This is a genomic window from Leeuwenhoekiella sp. CH_XMU1409-2, from assembly GCF_037029365.1.
Taxonomy (GTDB): Bacteria; Bacteroidota; Bacteroidia; order Flavobacteriales; family Flavobacteriaceae; genus Leeuwenhoekiella; species Leeuwenhoekiella blandensis.
In genome coordinates this window covers 1-20010 of record NZ_JAYMEI010000003.1, presented here as the reverse complement: position 1 = coordinate 20010, position 20010 = coordinate 1, and the positions used below count along the sequence as shown (strand labels likewise).

The 20010-nt window shown below is 41.5% G+C and carries 16 protein-coding genes; 6 read left to right on the top strand and 10 right to left on the bottom strand.

The window, feature by feature from the left end:
- The 7 genes from WA338_RS03510 to WA338_RS03480 all read right to left on the bottom strand — a co-directional run bounded on the left by WA338_RS03510 (nt 1) and on the right by WA338_RS03480 (nt 7594).
- Nucleotides 1-3216: a SusC/RagA family TonB-linked outer membrane protein gene (locus WA338_RS03510; protein WP_272986316.1), complete on the bottom strand. Its 3216-nt coding sequence runs from the start codon at nt 3214-3216 to the stop codon at nt 1-3.
- Nucleotides 3217-3287: 71 nt separating this feature from the next.
- The gene (locus WA338_RS03505) at nt 3288-3968 is read right to left on the bottom strand and encodes a TIGR04282 family arsenosugar biosynthesis glycosyltransferase (protein ID WP_273016788.1); all 681 of its coding nucleotides are present in this window, start codon (nt 3966-3968) and stop codon (nt 3288-3290) included.
- Nucleotides 3969-4013: 45 nt separating this feature from the next.
- On the bottom strand, nt 4014-5081 hold the full coding sequence (arsS, locus tag WA338_RS03500) for an arsenosugar biosynthesis radical SAM (seleno)protein ArsS (RefSeq protein WP_273016789.1): 1068 nt from the start codon (nt 5079-5081) through the stop codon (nt 4014-4016).
- A gap of 70 nt (nt 5082-5151) precedes the next feature.
- Complete coding sequence (locus tag WA338_RS03495; protein WP_040532960.1) at nt 5152-5490, bottom strand: arsenosugar biosynthesis-associated peroxidase-like protein; 339 nt, start codon at nt 5488-5490, stop codon at nt 5152-5154.
- A gap of 88 nt (nt 5491-5578) precedes the next feature.
- Complete coding sequence (locus WA338_RS03490) at nt 5579-6391, bottom strand: purine-nucleoside phosphorylase (protein WP_273016790.1); 813 nt, start codon at nt 6389-6391, stop codon at nt 5579-5581.
- Between the two features lie 7 nt (nt 6392-6398).
- Nucleotides 6399-7079, bottom strand: a complete 681-nt coding sequence (locus WA338_RS03485) for a TIGR04282 family arsenosugar biosynthesis glycosyltransferase (protein ID WP_009781554.1) — start codon at nt 7077-7079, stop codon at nt 6399-6401.
- 29 nt (nt 7080-7108) lie between these two features.
- Entirely contained in the window at nt 7109-7594 is a 486-nt protein-coding gene (locus WA338_RS03480; protein WP_009781553.1) for a rhodanese-like domain-containing protein, read from the bottom strand.
- 182 nt (nt 7595-7776) lie between these two features.
- Between WA338_RS03480 and WA338_RS03475 the strand changes: the two genes are divergently transcribed.
- The 4 genes from WA338_RS03475 to galE all read left to right on the top strand — a co-directional run bounded on the left by WA338_RS03475 (nt 7777) and on the right by galE (nt 13856).
- Nucleotides 7777-8787 (top strand): aldose epimerase family protein, encoded by a 1011-nt coding sequence (locus tag WA338_RS03475; RefSeq protein ID WP_272986307.1) that lies wholly within the window; start codon nt 7777-7779, stop codon nt 8785-8787.
- Nucleotides 8788-11964, top strand: coding sequence for a glycerol kinase GlpK (glpK, locus tag WA338_RS03470; protein ID WP_272986305.1), 3177 nt, complete (start codon nt 8788-8790; stop codon nt 11962-11964).
- 66 nt (nt 11965-12030) lie between these two features.
- Entirely contained in the window at nt 12031-12837 is an 807-nt protein-coding gene (locus WA338_RS03465; RefSeq protein ID WP_009781550.1) for an HAD-IIA family hydrolase, read from the top strand.
- Nucleotides 12834-13856: a UDP-glucose 4-epimerase GalE gene (galE, locus tag WA338_RS03460; RefSeq protein ID WP_272986302.1), complete on the top strand. Its 1023-nt coding sequence runs from the start codon at nt 12834-12836 to the stop codon at nt 13854-13856. The genes WA338_RS03465 and galE overlap by 4 nt, the downstream gene beginning before the upstream one ends.
- Nucleotides 13857-13935: 79 nt before the next feature.
- Here galE and WA338_RS03455 read toward each other — a convergent pair whose 3' ends face one another.
- Genes WA338_RS03455 through galK form a run of 3 tightly spaced genes read right to left on the bottom strand, consistent with a single transcriptional unit; the run spans nt 13936 to nt 17168 of the window.
- Entirely contained in the window at nt 13936-14946 is a 1011-nt protein-coding gene (locus tag WA338_RS03455) for a LacI family DNA-binding transcriptional regulator (RefSeq protein ID WP_009781548.1), read from the bottom strand.
- Between the two features lies 1 nt (nt 14947).
- Nucleotides 14948-15985: a UDP-glucose--hexose-1-phosphate uridylyltransferase gene (locus WA338_RS03450; protein WP_336092086.1), complete on the bottom strand. Its 1038-nt coding sequence runs from the start codon at nt 15983-15985 to the stop codon at nt 14948-14950.
- A 16-nt stretch (nt 15986-16001) separates the two neighbouring features.
- The gene (gene galK, locus WA338_RS03445) at nt 16002-17168 is read right to left on the bottom strand and encodes a galactokinase (RefSeq protein WP_336092084.1); all 1167 of its coding nucleotides are present in this window, start codon (nt 17166-17168) and stop codon (nt 16002-16004) included.
- A 405-nt stretch (nt 17169-17573) separates the two neighbouring features.
- On the opposite strand from galK, the gene WA338_RS03440 reads away from it, so the two are divergent.
- The gene (locus WA338_RS03440; protein WP_009781544.1) at nt 17574-19157 is read left to right on the top strand and encodes a solute:sodium symporter family transporter; all 1584 of its coding nucleotides are present in this window, start codon (nt 17574-17576) and stop codon (nt 19155-19157) included.
- 100 nt (nt 19158-19257) lie between these two features.
- Complete coding sequence (locus tag WA338_RS03435) at nt 19258-19818, top strand: hypothetical protein (RefSeq protein ID WP_009781543.1); 561 nt, start codon at nt 19258-19260, stop codon at nt 19816-19818.
- The last annotated feature ends 192 nt before the right edge of the window (nt 19819-20010 follow it).

Here is a 20010-nt window from a genome sequence, read left to right as displayed (position 1 = left end):
TTAGAAATTAAAGCCTGCTTTTAAACCAATACTGCGTGTGGTGGCGTAGCTCATATCTTCAACACCGCTTACAAAGCCGCTGCCTTGCACTGCAAGTTGTTCCGGATCAAAATGTGGTATTTCTGAAATGGCAAAGAGGTTACGCCCTACAAGTGCCAAGTCGATGTCCATCCCATTACTTAAGCCTAAAAAGCCATCCTTTAGATTAAAGGTATATCCCACTGAAAACTGACGAAGCTTGAGATACGAAGCGTCATAAATATTGTTTTCTTCGTGGTTGCGATCGTAAAATTGGCGGTAATAGGTTTCTGCAGAAACCGCTGTGGTATTTTGTACATACTGCGGATTTTCTGTTGTGCCTGTATTGACTACACCTTGCGGGACAATACCCTCTTCCGGGCGATTGGCTGTTTCTGCAAGTTGTCCACCCACAGTTCCCAAAGCGCGCGTACGTGAAACTAGTTCGCCGCCTTGTCGCCAGTCAAACAAGAAACTCAAACTCCAGTTTTTATAGCTGAAGCTGTTGTTCCAACCTAGCATAAAGTCAGGGGTGTAGTTTCCTATTTTTTTGAGGTTATTATCTGCGATATAGCTTCCGGATGGAGTTAGGATAAATTGTCCGTCTTCGGTTTTTTGATAGCCGGTTCCGTAGATATCGCCAATTTTCCCGCCTTCTTCTACCTGAAACCAAACTGTCTGATTGGCACTGTCGTAAATTCGGCTGTATGCTAAAGTTAGCCTTCCGTCAGATTGCGGTAAACTCTCTACTCTCGACGTATTACTACTAAAATTGAACGTAGTATTCCATTTAAAATTAGCGGTTAAAATCGGTGTGAGATCAGCGATAAGTTCAACTCCTTGCGTACGCACTTCACCGCCATTCACCACTTGCTGATTGTATCCCGAGGAGATCGCGATGGGTAGCGAAATGATCTGATCTTTAGTCAACGCATTGTAATACGTCGCATCCAATCGAATCCGATCTTTAAGAAATCGGATGTCTGCACCTACTTCGTAAGACGTGGTTTGCTCAGGTCTCAGATTAGCGTTCGGTATAAAATTTTGATTGCTGAAGGTGGGTTGCCCATTGTAAGCGGTTTGCGAAATAAACGCACCGCTGGTTTGATAAGGCTGCGTATCATTACCCACTTGAGCTACACTCGCGCGAAGTTGCGCATAAGAAAAAGCTTTGGGTAATTCGGCCACTTCAGAAAGAATAAAACTCGCCGAAGCCGAAGGATAAAAGAACGAAGTCCCATCTACCGAAAACGGTGTGGCAAGGGCACTTGACCAGTCGTTACGGCCGGTAAGGTCTAAAAATAAAAAGTCGCGGTAACCCAGTTTTGCAATTCCGTAAAGGGAATTGATGCGCTTATTTGATTCAAATTGAAATACATCAATTGGCGAAGCGGCGTTATTCAGATTGAAAATTCCCGGTTGCGCAAGATTCACCGTTTGTGACTGTTTGGTACTGGCTTTTTGATCCAGACGGTTTCCGCCCAGCGAAATATCAAGAGAAAAGTCGCCAAAGATGTTGTTGTAATTCAGTAAGAAATCGGTGTTGATCTCGCGATAAAACACATCGTGCTCGGCATAGCCTCCATTTTTAAAACGGTTAGCGCTGAAAGCACGACGCAGCTGGCGCGTTTCTGAAGAATAATCCATTCCGGAACGCAACGAAAGGCTGAGGTTTTCGGCGATTTGCTGTTTGATAGAAATATTTCCAAAAACCCGGTCCCGGTTGAAGGAATTCCGGTTTTCATACATCGTAAAAAACGGATTGTCAAAATACGTATAGTTGAAGGAGTAGTGCTGCACACCTTCTAACCCCGGTTGCCAATATTGACGCAAACTGTTAATGTCTAGCGAGCGCGGTCCCCACGCCACAAGCGCATAATTGACGTTCTCACTTCCGTAGCCGTTAGAAGGGCGGTTGTCGCTCCCGGAATTCACATAACTGATAGAAGCATTAAACGTGGTTTTGTCAGTCGGTTTAAAATTCAGTTTGGTAGCAACCGTTTGACGGTCCAGATTTACTCCGGGAATGATCGATTCACTGCGTAAATCGGTAAACGAAATGCGATAGTTTCCTTTGTCAAAACCGCTGCCTATCGCCACATTATTGATCGTAGTCACACCGGTCTCGTAAAAATCTTTCAGGTTATCGGGATGCGAATTGAAGGCGGTTGGTGTGATGTCGATCCCGTTATAAAGCGAAGTGTCTCCGCCACGAACGACCGTTCCGTCAGGTAAAGTTACGGGTGAATCAAATTGTGCGATCAAGGTGCCTTGATCTAAACGAGGTCCCCAAGAATAGGAGATAAGGTCGTTGACCCCGCCGCCTAAACCGTCAACAAATTCAAACTGACCGGAATTTCCCTGCCCGTATTGATTTTGAAATTCAGGAAGTTTAAAAGGCGTATCTACAAAAACCGAAGTGTTTATGCTGATGCCTAAACCTTTGCTTTGGCTTCCGTTTTTGGTTTCGATAATAATAACACCATTTGATGCACGCGTGCCGTAAAGTGCTGCGGCACTTGGCCCTTTAAGTACACTTACCGAAGCAATATCGTCTGGGTTGACTTCCATCGCGCCGTTACCAAAATCGATCTCTTGAAAACCGGCTGCCGCTTCGTTACTTTCATTAAAAACCGTGTTGTTATTGATGGGCGTCCCGTCAACGATAAAAAGCGGATTGTTATTTGAAAAGGAAGCCTCACCGCGAATGGTGATCTTTGAAGAAGAACCCACGCCGGTAGCACCTTGTGAAACGGTGACACCGGCTAATTTTCCTGCAAGATTGTCGAGGAAGTTAGGCGCTTTTACCGCAGAAACTTCTTCTGCCTCGATGGTTTGCACTACATAGCCCAATTCTTTAGTCTCACGCTCGAGACCGAGCGCCGTGATGACTACTTCATCGAGGTCTGTAGTAGATTCTTGTAAAATGATATTGATGGTAGTTCGCCCGTTGATTGATGAGGTTTGGGTGATGAAGCCAATTGCTGAAAAGCGTAGTTCGTTGGCTGCAGCAGGAACATCTAGAGAAAACATTCCGTTTTCATCGGTTATCGTAGCAGCATCGGTATTTACGGCAATGACATTTACAAACGGCACGGTCGTCCCGTCGCTTGCAGTGGTTACCGTACCCGAAATGGTAGTTTGGCTATTGGCAACTGCACACAGCAAGAGCATTAGCCCAAAATAAAGGTGTTTCATTTTTTTTGTTTCTGATTAGTAAAGGAAAGCGGCTTGATTGTACAGAATACCGCGAGACAAATGGTGTTGTCCTAAATACTTAAACTAACCGGAGAACCCTTGTTGAAGTAGTTTTGATACTGAAAGGCATCGAAGAAGAACTTTTGGTTGGTGATTGGTTGAGTCCCTCTAAAATTTATGCGTAAAAGCAGTTTTTTGATTGAATATGGAAGTTGCCCGCGATCTAAAAGCGGCGCAATATCTGAAGCTGAATCTAAGTCGTGCAGCACCTCAAGGGTTCTAGCCTGAATCTTCTGCTCACGCACTTTTCTAAGAATGATTTGTGTGAGTTTTGAAGTTTGCCAAGGAAGTTCCAAAAGCGCTTGTGCATTAAAATACGCTTTGTTCAGTCCCATTAAATAAAACCCACCGTCAACGGAAGGACCAATGACCATTGGGCAGTTTTGCAATTCGCTTGCGGCGGTAAGTAAATGCTGCTTAGTTAAATGCGGACTGTCATTCCCAATACTGATGACATTGTCATATCCCAGATCATAAATTTCTGTAAAGGCTTGTGTATAGCGTTCAGCAAACGTGGAGCCTTTTTGATTCTTTTCAGAATAAGTAAAGAAGGGGAGTCCGCTTTGTTTTACCGTTTTTAAAGTCTGCCGATTAAGCGCTTTAAAGAGTTGCACGCCATTATGCATCGACTTGTGTCGCGCGTCTTCTTCCGCAGAGCGGGCAAAAATTAATATGGCGGTTTTAGTATTCAATAAAGCGGTAAATGCAACGCGTGCTTTTGGTTATTTTATGTTGAATTAAGCTACAGTTCCCTGACAGCTACTTCCTGCGCCGGCAGTACAGCCGTAGCAATGCTGAGAAATGATAATGTTACGATCGTTAAGCACATCCTCATTATATTCTGAAATATGCTTCACTTTTGAATTTACTTTTAAATCCAGCATTTGATTGAAATCACAATCGTACAACCAGCCGTCCCAACTAATCGAGATCGTATTAGTACACATCACATTCGCCACCGCAGCCGGGTTATAAGCCTCAACAAGTTGGTACATATAATCCTCGTAGTTTTCTGAAGCTATCAAGTAGTCCAAAAAACGTGCGATAGGAAGATTGGTGATCGCAAACAGATTATGAAACTGAATACCGAAATCTTCCATCAGGGCTTTTTTGAAATCCTTTTCCATTCCTGCTTGATCAGAAGGAAGGTAAGCACCGTTAGGATTGTACACGAGGTCCAAGCGCAAGTCACTGTCCGGCATTCCGTAGCCAACCGCATTTAATTCCTGTAAGGCTTTGATCGACTTGTCAAAAACACCTTCACCACGTTGCTTATCGGTTTTACCACGCGTCCAGTGCGGCATCGAGCTCACTACGTGCACATTGTGTTTTTTGAAAAACTCCGGCAGATCGTGGTATTTCTTATTGGCGCGAATGATCGTCAAGTTACTGCGCACGATAAAATCTTTAATCCCTGCTTTACTCGCTTCTTCTACAAAACGTCTGAAATTAGGGTTCATCTCAGGAGCGCCACCGGTAAGATCAAGCGTATGTGCGCCGGTGTTTTTGATCACTTCGAGACACTGCTCCATCGTTTCCCAAGTCATTATTTCTTTTCGATCTGGACCGGCATCTACGTGACAATGCTCACACACCTGATTACACATATATCCCACATTGATCTGAAGGATCTCCAGTTTTTTAGGTCGTAAAGGAAATTGATTGGTCTCTTTGATCTTCTCGGCAAACGTAGGAAGTTCGCCATCGGCAAAAATTCCACCGGATAAAATCTCAAGCTGTTTATTGGCTTGAGCAAGATCGTCGTGACGTTTATGTAGGGATTTTTTTGTTTCAGTAACAGGCATAAAAGCGTTTATTTTTCTTTTTCAATAGCGTCTAAGATAGGATTAAGTTTAAACAAATACGGTCTAAGTGCTACATTTCTAGCTTATTCACTTTATTCATCATCATTGTACCGTGTACGAGGGTAGCACCACTCTTGATTGCAGCACCTACGTGAATGGCTTCCATCATTTGTTCTTTGGTCACGCCGCGTTGCAGGGTGTCTTTGGTATATGCATCGATGCAATACGGGCACTGCTCGGTGTGCGCAACGGCAAGCGCAATAAGGGCTTTTTCTCGTGCGGTAAGCGCACCTTCTTCAAAAACTTTTCCGTAGTAATCAAAGAATTTTGTGCCCAGTTCCTCGCTCCATTCGGTGATCTTACCAAATTTTCTCAGGTCTGCCGGGTCGTAATAATTGTTATTAGCCATTTGTTTTTTGTTTTGAGTTATAAAAAGCATAACTACATGAGTAGTTACGGAGATAATAGTGTTGTGGTTTTTTTAATGCGGAAAAACCCTAAAGTTTTTCAATAAGCTGCGTAAAAAGTGTAACCATATCAGGTTCTGCTTTTCCGGCGGCAGCCATAATATCCTGAATGTCTACAGGCGCTAGATTTTCTGGGTCGCACTCATCGGTAATTACCGAAACGGCAGCAACCGGTAAATCGAGGTGATTGGCGACAATCACTTCAGGAACGGTACTCATCCCAACCGTGTCAGAGCCAATGATTTTAAGAAATCTATATTCAGCACGGGTTTCTAGTTGTGGGCCAACTACAGATGCATAAACACCTTCGTGCAGCGTAATTCCTTCTGTCTTTGCGATATCTTTTAAAATACCACGCATTTCAGCATCGTATGGCGCGCTCATATCAGTAAAACGCGAACCTAATTGCTCAACCCCTTTAAAAGCTAGAGGAGAACTTCCTTGAAGGTTGATATGGTCTTCAATAAGCATAATCTCGCCTTTTTTAAAGTTGAGGTTGATCGCTCCGGCTGCATTGCTGATGAGTAGTTTTTTTATGCCGAGTTCGTTCATAACACGCACCGGGTAGCTCACATCGCGCAGGGTGTAGCCTTCATAAATATGAAAACGTCCTTGCATCACGATCACTTTTTTTCCGCCTAAGGTTCCGTAGATCAATTTCCCGGTATGGAATTCAACCGTGGCGGTTGGGAAGTTGGGAATGTGGTTGTAACTCACCGAGCTGATGATCTCAACTTTGTCTACAAATTGGCCAAGACCGGTGCCTAAAATGATACCGATTTCGGGAGCTTCAAAACCGCGCTCTTTTAAAAACTGCGCAGATTCTTCAATAAATTTTTTCATGGATTTTTTATTTCAAATGTTCTGGTAAAAAAGGCTTGAAGGCCTCGATACCTTTTATGTCTTCGTAATAGTCTACATCATTACGGGTTTCTAGCAATTTAACAGATTCTGAACTTAAATCGGCAAGCGTGTCTTTAAGAACGGTTTCGGTCCCCCAAGTTTTATTGCTGAAAAGTTCTGGCTTTAGGAAGGTCATTCCGAGTAAATAATACCCGCCGTCTTCAGCCGGACCAACCACAAAATCGTGATCATCAAGCGCTGAAAATGCTTCTTCTAGATCTTTTTGAGAAAGGTCATACATATCGCTGCCAATGATGATCGCTTTTTTATAACCGCTGGCAAAAGCAGTTGAAAATGCTTTTTGCATTCGAGCTCCCAGATCATCACCGTGCTGGAGTTTTTTGCTAAACGTGTTTTCATCCCAATAATCTGAAGCACGTATTTTTTCAGAATAAAAAACCTGTTTATCTAGGCTTAAATTTTGGGTGATGCTAACCGTATGCTGAAGCAAAAATTTATAGATCTCAAGCGCAGCAGCATCGCCTACACCGCCGGCAAGTCGGGTTTTTACTTTACCTAATTCGGGATTACGGGTAAAGATCAAAAGGGCTTTATCTGAGGTAGGGAAATGAAATTCTGTCTCGAAATCTTTTTCAGAATCGGTGTCTTTTTTGCTTAATAGACCCATTGAATGTTGTTAATTGATAAAAGTCAAATTTAATGAACCGGGATTCCCGTCCTTAAATAATCTTCCCAATTTTTTGAAAAGGTATGTACTTTTTGAGTGGTTTTGCCTTTAGCATCCACGATTTTAAAGCCTGCATCTTTCCAGGCAAAAATTCCGCCGTAGAGGTTATTCACGGTTTTGCCGGTTTTACGCGCAAGTTTTTCGCCAAAATCTTCGCTGCGAATTCCCACCGAGCAATAGACCACTACCGGTTTTTTTGAATTCATTAAAGAGTCTAAGAATGCATCTTCAGTTTTTTCTCCCACCCAAACGGCTCCGGGAAGATGGCTTACGTCAAATTCTTCCTTTTTTCGCGTGTCTAAAATAGCAAAAGCTTCAGTGTTCATTTTGAGCTGCTGTACAGAAATGTATGGTATGCTGCGGGTATTATAGGTGTCCAGCAACTTGTCGATAGATTTTTTCTGACAAAAACCTATAAACGGAATTAAAAGCACAACGAGCAATTTGAATTTCATGAAATAGTTTTAAAAAGGCTGATCCTTATTTCTGGTAAAACTTACGAAGAAAGCCTTTTTTTGGTTTGATTTTTATAAAAATGTGAAGCTCGTGAATTATAGTCTGCTTCAAAAAGACCTGTTTAAATAAGCGCAGTTTCCCTTTAGTATTTTATATATTTAGCTTTAAAAACAACTTTCCTTTGATTACAATAGAACCCTTTGATACAACAGAAGATGGACGCCCGGTTTTAAGCGTAAAACTGAAAAATACGTCTGGAATGGAAGCGCATTTTATCACCTATGGCGCGATTTTACAACGATTAATTGTTCCTGATGGCGACGGTTTTACTGATGTGGTTTTGGGGTATAACGATTTGCATTCCTATGAAGAAGATCAGATTTTTATGGGACAATTAGTAGGTCGAAGCGCAAACCGAATCGCTAATGCTACCGTGAGCCTCGACGGGAAAAAAGTCGCTTTGAGTGCCAACGAAGGAACAAATCATCTTCACGGCGGTTTTGAAGGTTTTGGGAAAAAGCTTTGGGAGGTTGCTGAACTAGAAGATGAGGTGGTTTTTTCCTATTTGAGTAAAGATGGTGAAGAAGGTTATCCCGGGAATTTGGAGACTAAAATGTTTGTTAAACTGACTGGAGAAAATGCGCTTGAAATGCGCTTAGAAGCCACAACTGACAAAGAAACTGTTGTGAATCTAACCCGTCATGAATATTTCAATCTGAATCCGTCAAGCGGAGAAGGAATTGCAAAGCATCAACTGTTGATCAATGGAGAAGGAATTTTACCAAAAACAGAGCAAAACGTTCCTGACGGAAGTGTAAAACCGGTTGAGAATACGCCGTTTGACTTGCGCGAACTCAGTATTTTAGAACAGCCACTTGAACAACTTGAAGGCGGTTTCGATCACAATTATGTTTTAGAAAAATACAGTAAAGAAGTGCCGGCTGCCGTACTCGCGGCGCCTTCGGGCACACCTAAATTAGAATTGTATTGCACCCAACCGGGAATACAGTTTTACAGCGCCAACGGAATTGAAAAAATTGAAAATAAGACAGGAACGATTCAAGGTCCTTCGCCGGCTTTGTGTTTAGAACCGCAGTTTTTCCCGGATACGCCCAATCATCCCAATTTTCCGTCAACGGTTTTAAAACCTGGAGAACAGTATAAGCATACCATCACGTATAAATTTTTATAAATGGATACTTCACACATCATCGCTTTTGATCAGGGCACAACCAGTACTCGGGCCATTTTATTTGATGAGCACGGTAAGGTTGTTGCTATTTCGCAAAAGGAATTGAAACAATATTACCCGAAATCAGGTTGGGTAGAGCACGATCCTGAGATGATCTTTCAAGATCAGAAAGAAGTTTTTGAAGCGGTAATCACAAAGGCAAACGTTCCGTTAGAAGCTATAAAAGGAATTGGGATTACCAATCAACGTGAGACCACAATTGTTTGGGATAAAAAAACGGGAGAACCGGTATACAATGCGATTTGCTGGTTAGATAAGCGTACCGAAGCCATTTGTGAAGGGTTACGGGAGCGCGGACTTTCAAGATATATTCTGAAAAATACCGGACTTGTAATCGACAGTTATTTTTCGGCAACCAAAATAAAGTGGATTCTCGATAATGTTGAAGGTGCACGTGAGAAGGCCGAAGCCGGCGATTTGCTCTTTGGAACGGTAGACAGTTGGTTGATCTACAAGTTCACAGGCAAACACGTCACCGACCACACCAACGCTTGCCGAACGATGTTGTATAACATTAAAGATTTGACTTGGGATGAAGAGTTGCTTGAAGAATTAGCGATCCCAAAAACCATGTTACCTCAGGTGCAGCCATCATCTTCAGATTTTGGAACGATAACCTATCAAGATTCAAAATTTCCAATTTATGGAGTTGCGGGAGATCAACAGGCGGCGCTTTTTGGTCAAGGCGGCTATAAATCAGGAATGGCAAAAAACACATATGGAACAGGTTGTTTTATGCTGCTCAATACCGGAAAGAAACCTTCCTTTTCTAAAAACGGACTCATTACAACCCTGTGCTGTACGCTTGAAGACAAAACGCCAAAATATGCTTTAGAAGGAAGTGTTTTTGTAGGAGGAGCTTCTATTCAATGGTTGCGGGATCAGGTAGGAATTATTGAGAATGCCGAAGAAACCAATGCAATTTGTCAAAGTATTCCGCCGCTTGAAGACCTGTTTTTTGTTCCTGCATTCAACGGTCTTGGAGCGCCTTATTGGGACGGAAACGCCAAAGGAAGTATTCAAGGTTTAACCTTTTCTACGGGTCGTAAAGAACTCGTGAAAGCTACTGTGGAAGCGCTTGCATATCAAGTAACCGACTTGATCAAAGCGATGGAAGAAGACAGCGGCAAGCAAATAAAAACCTTGAAGGTTGACGGTGGTGCTTGTGCTAATGATTACCTGATGCAGTTTCAGGCAGATCTTTTAGATGCGCAGGTTGACCGCCCAGAAATGTTAGAAGTTACCGCCTGGGGTGCAGCCTTATTAGCGGGTATCAAAGTGGGTATTTGGACCCAAAAGGATATTGCCGGTTTACGCACTGCAGATCAGGTTTTTGAACCAAAGATGGGCGTGCGTGAGCGCAATCATAAACAACAAGGTTGGGAGCTTGCGGTGATGCGTACACGTTCGGGGTATGCAGAGGCGGTAGAGAAAGAAAAGAAACAATTGCGTTTCAGTATCATAGACCGTAAACGCTATATCAAAAAGGCGAAGAAGAAAAAATTTGACCTGGTCATTATTGGTGGCGGAGTTACCGGAGCCGGGATCGCGCTTGACGCAGCGACCCGTGGTATGAGCGTTTGCCTGATCGAGAAAAATGATTTTGCCTCAGGAACCAGTAATAAAAGTACCAAATTGGTACATGGCGGTCTGCGTTATTTAAAACAGATGGAAATCGGTCTGGTTAAAGAATCAGGGACTGAGCGCGCCATCGTACACAAGTTGGCGCCGCATCTTGTCGTACCGGAGAAAATGCTACTGCCGCTTATTGAAGGTGGGCAATATGGTAAGTTCTTGACTTCTATCGGACTTAAAGTTTATGACTTGCTAGCTAATGTAGACGATGATGATAAGCGACGTATGTTGACCAAAGAAGAAACTCTTGAGCGCGAACCCATACTTGATGAAAGCACGTTATTGGGAGGAGGTTTTTACGCAGAATACCGTACAGATGATGCGCGACTTACGGTAGAGCTGATGAAAAAAGCAGCCGGCTTTGGTGCAATTTGTCTCAATTATTGTGAGATGGAAGATTTTGTCTACAACTACAAAGGCAAGATCACCGCAGTAAACTGCAAGGATCACAACACAGGAAAAACCTTTGAAGTAGAAGGAAGAACTTTTGTTTCTGCGACAGGACCCTGGGTTGATAAGCTACGGAAGAAAGACCAGTCGATGAATAACAAGCATTTGCATTTGACAAAAGGTGTGCATTTGGTCTTTCCGAAAGAAAAATTACCCGTACATCAATCGCTCTATTTTGACGTACCAGACGGCCGAATGATCTTTGCAATTCCGCGGGGAAGAGTGACTTATGTGGGAACCACAGATACCAATTACTCCGGGAGCTTAGATCGCGTAGTGGCAACTAAAGCCGATACTAAGTACTTGCTCAATGCCGTAAACGGGACTTTTCCAGATATAAATTTGACCGAAGAAGACATCGAGTCGAGCTGGGCAGGGCTGCGTCCATTGATTCACGAGGATGAGAAAGATCCTTCAGAATTATCGCGAAAGGATGAGACCTTCATCAGTAAAAGTGGTCTGATCTCTATTGCCGGAGGAAAGCTTACCGGATACCGTAAAATGGCGCAACGCGTTAATGAAACCGTAAGTAAGCGACTTAAAGAGAAGTTTGGCAAAACCTACGATGAGTCGCGAACGCAACACATCGCATTGACTTCCCACGCGATGCGTAATACTCAAGAGGTTGAAGATTACCAAAAGTATCTGGAGCAGGAATTAGATTTTCTTCAAATTGAGAATGCAGCGTTTAAAGCTTGGTATCTCGTTTCAACTTACGGAAAGCAAACCGATATCATTAAAAACAAGATCAATTACTTTAGAGATGCAGATGTAAATGATCGGCTATTGCGCGCCGAATTGTGGTACAGTGTAAATTATGAAATGACTAACAGTCTTGCAGATTTCTTTGTGCGTCGTACCGGCCGACTGTATTTTAACATCGAGACCGTAGCTCAATACCGTCATATTGCAGTTCAGGATTTTGTCAATTACTTAGATTGGGATGAAGCACGAGTGGCTTTTGAAAACAAGAAGCTTGACGAATTGATTTACGATGCGACGCATTTTTATGAATCTGAGATTCTTAGCTAATTTTCTGCTTAAGCTTTCTACCTCTTAATAATTAAACGTTATTTTTACGCTTAAATAAATAGCCCAATGGATAAAGGATTTTTAATAGATATGGACGGAGTCATTTACAGCGGTAATGACTTGATTCCGGGAGCAGATACATTTATAAAAACATTACAGGATCGGGAAATTCCGTTCTTGTTTATGACCAATAACAGCCAGCGTAGTCCTATTGATGTCGTAAATAAATTACGCCCCATGGGAATTCACATTAAAGAAGATAATGTGTACACCAGCGCGATGGCAACGGCTTGGTTTTTAGGCTTTACAAAGCCTAATGGAACAGCTTATGTTCTGGGTGAAGGAGGACTTTTAAGTAGTTTACATGAAAATGGATACAGCTTGGTGACCCAAGATCCTGATTATGTGGTTGTAGGAGAAGGCCGAAATTTCACTTTAGAAATGGCTAATAATGCGGTAGACATGATTCTTGGTGGCGCTAAATTGATCGCTACCAATTTAGATCCATCGCCAAAGAAAATCGGTTGGTCTAACCTAGGAATCAAAGCGATCGTGAAAATGATCGAGGAAGCCACCGGTCGTAAAGCTTTTTCGGTAGGAAAACCGAGCCCGGTGATGATGCGTGCTGCACGTAAAAAGTTAGGTTTGACTACAGATCAAACCATCGTTATTGGAGATACGATGGATACCGATATTTTAGGCTCTATCCAAATGGGATATAAAACGATCTTAACCCTTTCTGGAGTATCTAAGCAGAAAGATATAGGTACCTATGCTTTTGGGCCCGATATGATCATTGACTCACTTAAGGATTTTAACATCGACGAGGCTTTAGAAAAGCTTTCTGTTGAAAATAAAGTAGCAGAATTTTGAAAATACTAGTAACCGGCGGACTCGGATTTATAGGTTCGCACACCGTTGTTGAATTACAGAATGCAGGATATGAGGTCGTTGTAATTGATGATCTGTCTAATGCTTCTGTAGAGGTTTTAGATGGTATTGAAGCCATCACCGGCAAGAAGCCAGAATTTGAAAAACTGGATCTAAGAGATCGCAATGCCGTTTCAGCTTTTTTTAAAAAATATGCAGACGTAAGCGGAGCGATTCATTTTGCTGCTTCTAAAGCAGTTGGAGAGAGTGTTCATAAGCCGTTGCTGTATTATGAAAACAATCTAAGCTCGTTAGTTTATTTGTTGAAAGAACTCACAGAAAAAGCTTCAGCTAACTTTATTTTTAGTTCGTCATGTACGGTTTATGGCCAAGCCGATGAACTTCCTATTACTGAAAATGCACCCGTAAAACCAGCAGAATCACCTTACGGAAACACCAAGCAAATCGGTGAAGAGATCATTAGAGATACGGCCAAGGTTTACGAGAATTTCAATGCCATTGCATTGCGCTATTTTAATCCTATAGGCGCACATGAAAGTGTAGAGATAGGCGAGTTGCCGCTAGGCGTTCCGCAGAATTTAGTGCCATTTATAACGCAAACTGCTGCAGGATTGCGTGACGAGCTTAGTGTGTTTGGAAATGATTATCCTACCGAAGACGGTACGTGTGTACGCGATTACATTCACGTGGTTGACTTGGCTAAAGCTCACGTAAAAGCATTGACCCGCTTGGTAGAACATGAGAATAAAACCAATTACGAAGTCTTTAATTTAGGAACCGGAACAGGAAGTTCTGTTCTTGAAGTTATTGAGACTTTTGAAAGAGTTTCAGGAGTCAAATTACCTTATAAAATCGTAGATCGAAGAGAAGGCGATGTGGTTGCAGCTTATGCAGACACAGAACATGCCAATAACGAACTTGGTTGGAAATCAGAATTAACACTTGCTGATGCACTGGATTCTGCCTGGAAATGGGAGAAAAAAGTACGCGGCATTAAATAATTGAATGACCGGTTTGAAAAACTGAAAAAGCCCAAATCAATCTGATTTTGGGCTTTTTTTATTTGTGAAAACTGAAAATTTACAGCTTGCGCGTACTGTTTCTGATGACCAATTCGGTTTCTATAACTTCTTGTTGGGGAGCTTGCTTTTCTTTAGCATTGATGTTTCGTATCGCGATTTCAATCGCTTTTTTTCCCATGATTTCCGCTTGTTGTTTTACAGTGGTAACCGAAGGGAAATAATTGCGCGCCAGCGTTCCATCAGTAAATCCTATCACACTTACATCATTAGGAACTTCCAGCCCTTTGGTACGAATCGTATTCATTGCATAGATCGCGCTCGATTCATCTGTCGTGATCAAAGCATCTATTTCATTCTTGTCAAGAAAAGTTCCTAAATCTTGTTCCAGCGTTGCTAGTTTGGTATATAAAACTTTAGGAACCGCACCTTCTTCTTTAGAAACGGCGGCTTGATATCCCGCGAGTCTTTTATTTCCCACCGAAGTGTTGCTTAAAGTAGAAAGAAAGCCTACGTTTTTACAGCCGGTATTAAACAGATAGCTGGCAGCTTCAAACGCTCCAGAAAAATCATTGATCACTACACTATCGCAGGCAACATCTGTATTGGCGCGATCAAACATTACCATCGGAATATCATAATGCAAAATATCATTAAGATGTTCTATTTCGTTGGTTTCTTGTGTTTCTGAAGTGAGACTTATGATAATCGCATCTACCGAAACATCGCTAAGCATATTGAGACTTTGCTTTTCCTTTTCTAGAGATTCGTTAGAAATACAGGTGACCAAACTATAGCCGTTTTTGGTGGCTTCTTCTTCCATACCCACAATAACTTTTGCAAAAAAGTTATGCATGATATTCGGAATCACAACGCCTAGCGTGTTGGTTCGGCTGCTTTTAAGACCGCGTGCCATTGCATTAGGACGGTATTTAAGTTGTCTTGCAGCTGTTTTGACCAAGAGTTTTGTTGATTCACTAATCTCAGGGCTATCAGCAAGTGCTTTTGAAACGGTCGAAATCGACAATTTCAAATGTTCAGCAATTCCTTTTAATGTAGTTTTAGTTGGCATGTTACTCTTTAGTGTAATGTGTGTCTGCTAAATTACGTAAAGTTTCGGCAGCCATCTCTGCAGTAATGTCTCTTTGTGGAGTTGCAAACATTTCATAACCTACCATAAACTTTTTAACCGTTGCCGAGCGCAGTAATGGAGGGTAGAAGGACATATGAAAATGCCAGCAGTCCCAATCTTGCCCATCTGTAGGCGCCTGGTGAATTCCTGAACTATACGGGAATGAAGTCTTAAACAGATTGTCGTATTTAATAGTCACCGCTTTAATGATCTTTGCATAATCTTTACGCTCTTCTTCAGAAAGGCTTAAAATCGTTTTATGCTGTTTTTTAGGAACAATCATCACTTCATAAGGCCATACCGCCCAGTACGGAACTAAAGCTACAAAATGTTCTGTTTCTACAACGATACGTTCTTTAAGTTGTAATTCTTCCTTTAAATATTCAGCTAGAAGACTAACGCCGTTATTGCCCCAATATTCTCGAAGTTGTTTGTTTTTCTTTGCTACTTCTTGCGGGATGGTGCGTTGTGCCCAGATCTGCCCGTGTGGATGCGGATTACTACACCCCATCACGGCTCCTTTATTTTCAAAAATCTGCACGTGGTTGATATCGGTTTTTTTGCCCAATTCACGATATTCTTTTTGCCAAAGTGCAATCACTTTGTCAATATTTTCGGTTTCCATTACCGGTAAGGTGAGGGAATGATCTGGCGAGAAACAAACCACTTTGCAAATTCCACTTTCCGATTCTGCTTTCAATAAACCCGACTTAAATTTTGCCTGAGGGACATCATTTTTTAGGGCTGCAAAATCATTAACAAATGACCAAGGCTCTTTATAATCCTCATTTTGATGACCTCCGGCGCGCTCGTTACCCGGGCATAAATAACATTTAGGATCATATGAGGGGCGCTCTTCAACAGTGACATCTTCTTCTTTTCCTTGCCAAGGACGTTTGGTTCTGTGTGGAGAGACCAAAATCCATTCTCCGGTTAAAATATTATAACGTCTGTGTGAATTATCATTAAAATCTACCATAGTGAGGCTTGTTTATTTATTGAATACGTTTTCCGCCATTTGCCGGCATTGCAGTAAATGCGGTAAGCTTAATATTAAATTCTTTGCGATAAGCTTTTTCGGCTGCTTCAATATACGTTAGAATTTCGTCTTCGTGAATTAGGTTTATCGTACAGCCACCAAAACCGCCACCCATCATACGACAGCCTAAAACGGCATCGTGGTTTTTAGAAAAATCGGTAAGAAAATCTAACTCTTTACAGCTTACTTCATATTTATGCTGAAGTCCTTCGTGCGAACCGTACATAAGCTTACCAAATTCTTCCAGATTTTCTTCCTTTAAAGCTTTGGCAGCTGCTTCAACACGCTGATTTTCTTCTAGGACATACTCACAACGCTTAAAAACGACAGGTTCAAATGCGTCCTGATGTTTTTGCAATTGCTCTAAAGTTACATCACGCAGCGAAGAAATCTCAGGATACCATTTTTGTAGTAAGCTAACGCCCGCTTCACATTCCGCTCTGCGTACATTGTATTCGCTTGTAGATAAACTGTGAGAAACATTAGTATTAAGCAATAATAATTTATAAGGCTCTATCGCAAACGGAAGCAATTTGTAATCTAAGCTCTCGCAGTCTAATTGAATCACGTGATTTTCTTTACTCATCACCGAAGCAAACTGGTCCATAATACCGCACTTGGTTCCTACATAATTATGCTCTGCCATTTGCGATAATTTGATGATCTCCAAATCGGTTAGACCAAGATCAAACAATTCATTAAGACCTTTTGCCAGACCGCATTCTAAAGCAGCCGAAGAACTAATCCCGGCTCCCATAGGCAGATTGCTGTACATCATGCAGTCAAAGCCGGCGAGTGTTTTGCCCAACTTTTTAATCTCTTCGGTCACACCAATGATATAGTGCGTCCACTCGGCATCATCTGTGGTTGCCTTGTGGAGGTCGTAGGTATAGCTGGTGTTGTAATTAAGACTGTTTATACGACATTGAGATGTGGTTCCATTCTTTTTTAAATGAAACTGGATCGTTTTGTCGATCGCGGTGGGCATCACAAAACCATTATTATAATCGGTGTGTTCACCAATCAAGTTTACCCTCCCCGGAGAGTTGATGATTACTTCTGCACGAAAAGCTCCTAATTGTGCGGTGTGCTCGGGCGACTGTGTAGCTATTAGATTTTCCAAAATACCGTAGGTGATTTAGCTTGTTGCTGTTATTGAATGTCAAAGATACAAATAATATTAAATGTAAATTTTACGTTTAATAAATATTATAAGTATTTTTCAGAATTGTTATGCGATGGACTTGAAGAATGAATTAATTGATTCATTTTGAAGCGATAATATTTTATAGCTGAAGCTTCTCCTTACCGCATTTTCTGGGGAGCATTCTCTGGGCTGAAAATCTAAATCTAAAATTCACGTCATAAATTCTTGTTGTGAATGAAAATTGACGCATTTTTGTAGGATTTTGACATTTTTAAAACATAAAAATAAAAGCGGGCAATTTGAAAAAGCTACCTTTGCCTTTTTTGAAAAACGTTGTAGCTACAGCAACTACAACGGTGTAGCTAATCTAAAGATTATTTTATGGCATTAATTTCCTTTTTAGCATTTACAATTTTAGTAGCAGTCATCTCATGGTTGGCTGTGCGAAAGTCTGATGAGTCAACTTCAGATGGGTATTTTTTAGGAGGGCGAAGTTTAACCGCAGGTGTAATTGCAGGTTCACTATTACTCACCAACCTTTCTACCGAGCAAATCGTGGGACTTAACGGTAGTGCTTATAAAGATGGACTTTCAGTTATGGCGTGGGAGACGCTTGCAGCTTTATCTATTGTAGTGACTGCGATTTTCTTATTGCCGCGATATTTAAAAGGAGGAATTACTACCGTACCTCAATTTTTGGCAGAACGTTTTGATACCACAACCAAGACCATAACCTCCGGCTTGTTTTTAACCGGCTATGTGGTGGTGTTGCTTCCGGTGATTTTATATTCAGGATCTGTTGCCATAAGCGGAATGTTTGACGTACCTACTTTGCTGGGCGTTTCTGATACCACAGCGCTGGTTATTTGTATTTGGGGAATCGGGATCATCGGTTCTATTTATGCGGTTTTTGGCGGATTGAAAGCAGTTGCAGTTTCAGACAGTATTAATGCCGTAGGTTTGATTATTGGAGGTGTCATGATTCCTGTTTTTGGTTTGATGGCTATTGGTGACGGAAGCGTTCTAGAGGGTTTAAGTACATTAGTAGATGCAAATCCTGAGCGTTTTGATTCTACCGGAGAGCCTGGCCAAGAAGTGCCTTTTGCAACTATTTTTACAGGAATGATGCTTGTGCAACTTTTCTATTGGGGAACTAATCAGCAAATTATTCAAAGAGGATTGGGAGCAAAAAGTTTAGCTGAAGGTCAAAAAGGACTTTTGCTTGCTGCGTTCTTGAAGATTTTAGGTCCTATTATTCTCGTATTGCCGGGAATGATCGCGTATTATTATTTTGAAGGCGGACTTGACAGCAGTGATCTAGCGTATCCAGAATTGGTGCGTGCAGTGTTGCCAAAACCTTTAATGGGCTTCTTTGCAGCGGTATTGTTTGGAGCAATTTTGAGTTCGTTTAACAGTGTGTTGAATAGTTCTGTAACCTTGTTCGGTATTGATATTTACAAGCAACATATCAATAAAGAAGCATCAGAAAGCGTGGTTGTAAAATATGGGAAGATCTTTGGGGTTTGCCTGGCACTTGCAGCGATGTTCATCGCTCCTTTGATTGCAAATGCAGGAAGTTTATTCAGTTATTTGCAAGAGATCAATGGTATTTATAGTATTCCGATTTTTACCATTATCGTGGTAGGGTATTTTACAAAACGCGTACCGGCGATTGCCGCAAAAATAGGAATCGTGTCAGGTTCTATTCTATACATCATCAGTCAGTTTGTGATGAAGCCTTATTTTGGAGAAGAGAATTATCCACATTATTTACACGTGATGGCCATTCTATTTGTGACCAATATCATTATTATGTTGATCATAGGAAAAATTGCTCCAAGAAAAGAGCCTTTCGTACTGGAGTACACCAAAAAAGTTTCGATAGAACCGTACAAATATGTAAATCAAGTAGGGCTTGTGATCTGTTTAATTGTGGTAGGTATTTACATCTATTTCGCAAAATAGAGACGGTCTAATACGTTATCAAAAAGCCCATTTTTCAATGGGCTTTTTTTATGGAAGAAATTCTTTAGAATAATTGTATATATTGCTGAAAATAATAAATATGTATAAAGTAGTATTTTTTCTGTTTGTAGTGTTTACTGCAAATCTTCAGGCTCAAGAACCTACTCAGATCGCTGTAGAAAAATCGGTTTGGGGAGTTCAAACGGGTTTACTCGGAATATGGGCTCACAATGAATCGCGATTAACTTCGTCAGTTGCTTTGCGTTCTGAACTTGGCTTTGACGGTGGTTTTTGGGGAGCAGGCGATACTTTTGATTACGCACTCCTTCCGGTGCTGCGCATCGAGCCGCGTTGGTACCGCAATTTAAATAGAAGAGTGCGCAAAGGAAAGTCGATAGCCGGGAATTCTGCAGATTTTTTAAGTCTGAAGTTTGCATTGCTTCCCGATTTATTTTCCATTTCAAGCGAAGATACTATAGACGTTGTTTCTTCAGCAGGTGTTACTTTCAATGCCGGAATGCGGCGTGTTTATGGACAACATTTCAGTTTTGAGTTGGGATTGGGAGCAGGAGTAGCGGCCAATCTTGAAGAGCCTTATCTAAGTGCAGATCCCTATTATTTTCTACCCGATATTTTTCTAAGACTAGGATATTCATTTTAATCGTTCAACATTTCAGAATGTACCCTAGATGAACAGAAGTTTAAAGTAAGCCACCTCAGGGCAAGCTCTTGAGTTATTGTTTGGAAACAAATGTGCAATTTCGTGGCAAGCCTGTCTGTATTCTAAGGTTTGTGCAAATTTTTATGCTGCAAATTTAAAGGTTTCCACATATGGTGTTTGCCTTTTGGTCAC

Coding starts and splice junctions, on each gene's coding strand:
- WA338_RS03485 (WP_009781554.1), bottom strand. CDS start 7,079: ATGGGTCTATTAAGCAAAAAAGACACCGATTCTGAAAAAGATTTCGAG.
- arsS (WP_273016789.1), bottom strand. CDS start 5,081: ATGCCTGTTACTGAAACAAAAAAATCCCTACATAAACGTCACGACGAT.
- WA338_RS03455 (WP_009781548.1), bottom strand. CDS start 14,946: ATGCCAACTAAAACTACATTAAAAGGAATTGCTGAACATTTGAAATTG.
- WA338_RS03440 (WP_009781544.1), top strand. CDS start 17,574: ATGGCATTAATTTCCTTTTTAGCATTTACAATTTTAGTAGCAGTCATC.
- WA338_RS03435 (WP_009781543.1), top strand. CDS start 19,258: ATGTATAAAGTAGTATTTTTTCTGTTTGTAGTGTTTACTGCAAATCTT.
- WA338_RS03450 (WP_336092086.1), bottom strand. CDS start 15,985: ATGGTAGATTTTAATGATAATTCACACAGACGTTATAATATTTTAACC.
- WA338_RS03510 (WP_272986316.1), bottom strand. CDS start 3,216: ATGAAACACCTTTATTTTGGGCTAATGCTCTTGCTGTGTGCAGTTGCC.
- WA338_RS03465 (WP_009781550.1), top strand. CDS start 12,031: ATGGATAAAGGATTTTTAATAGATATGGACGGAGTCATTTACAGCGGT.
- WA338_RS03495 (WP_040532960.1), bottom strand. CDS start 5,490: ATGGCTAATAACAATTATTACGACCCGGCAGACCTGAGAAAATTTGGT.
- WA338_RS03480 (WP_009781553.1), bottom strand. CDS start 7,594: ATGAAATTCAAATTGCTCGTTGTGCTTTTAATTCCGTTTATAGGTTTT.
- glpK (WP_272986305.1), top strand. CDS start 8,788: ATGGATACTTCACACATCATCGCTTTTGATCAGGGCACAACCAGTACT.
- WA338_RS03490 (WP_273016790.1), bottom strand. CDS start 6,391: ATGAAAAAATTTATTGAAGAATCTGCGCAGTTTTTAAAAGAGCGCGGT.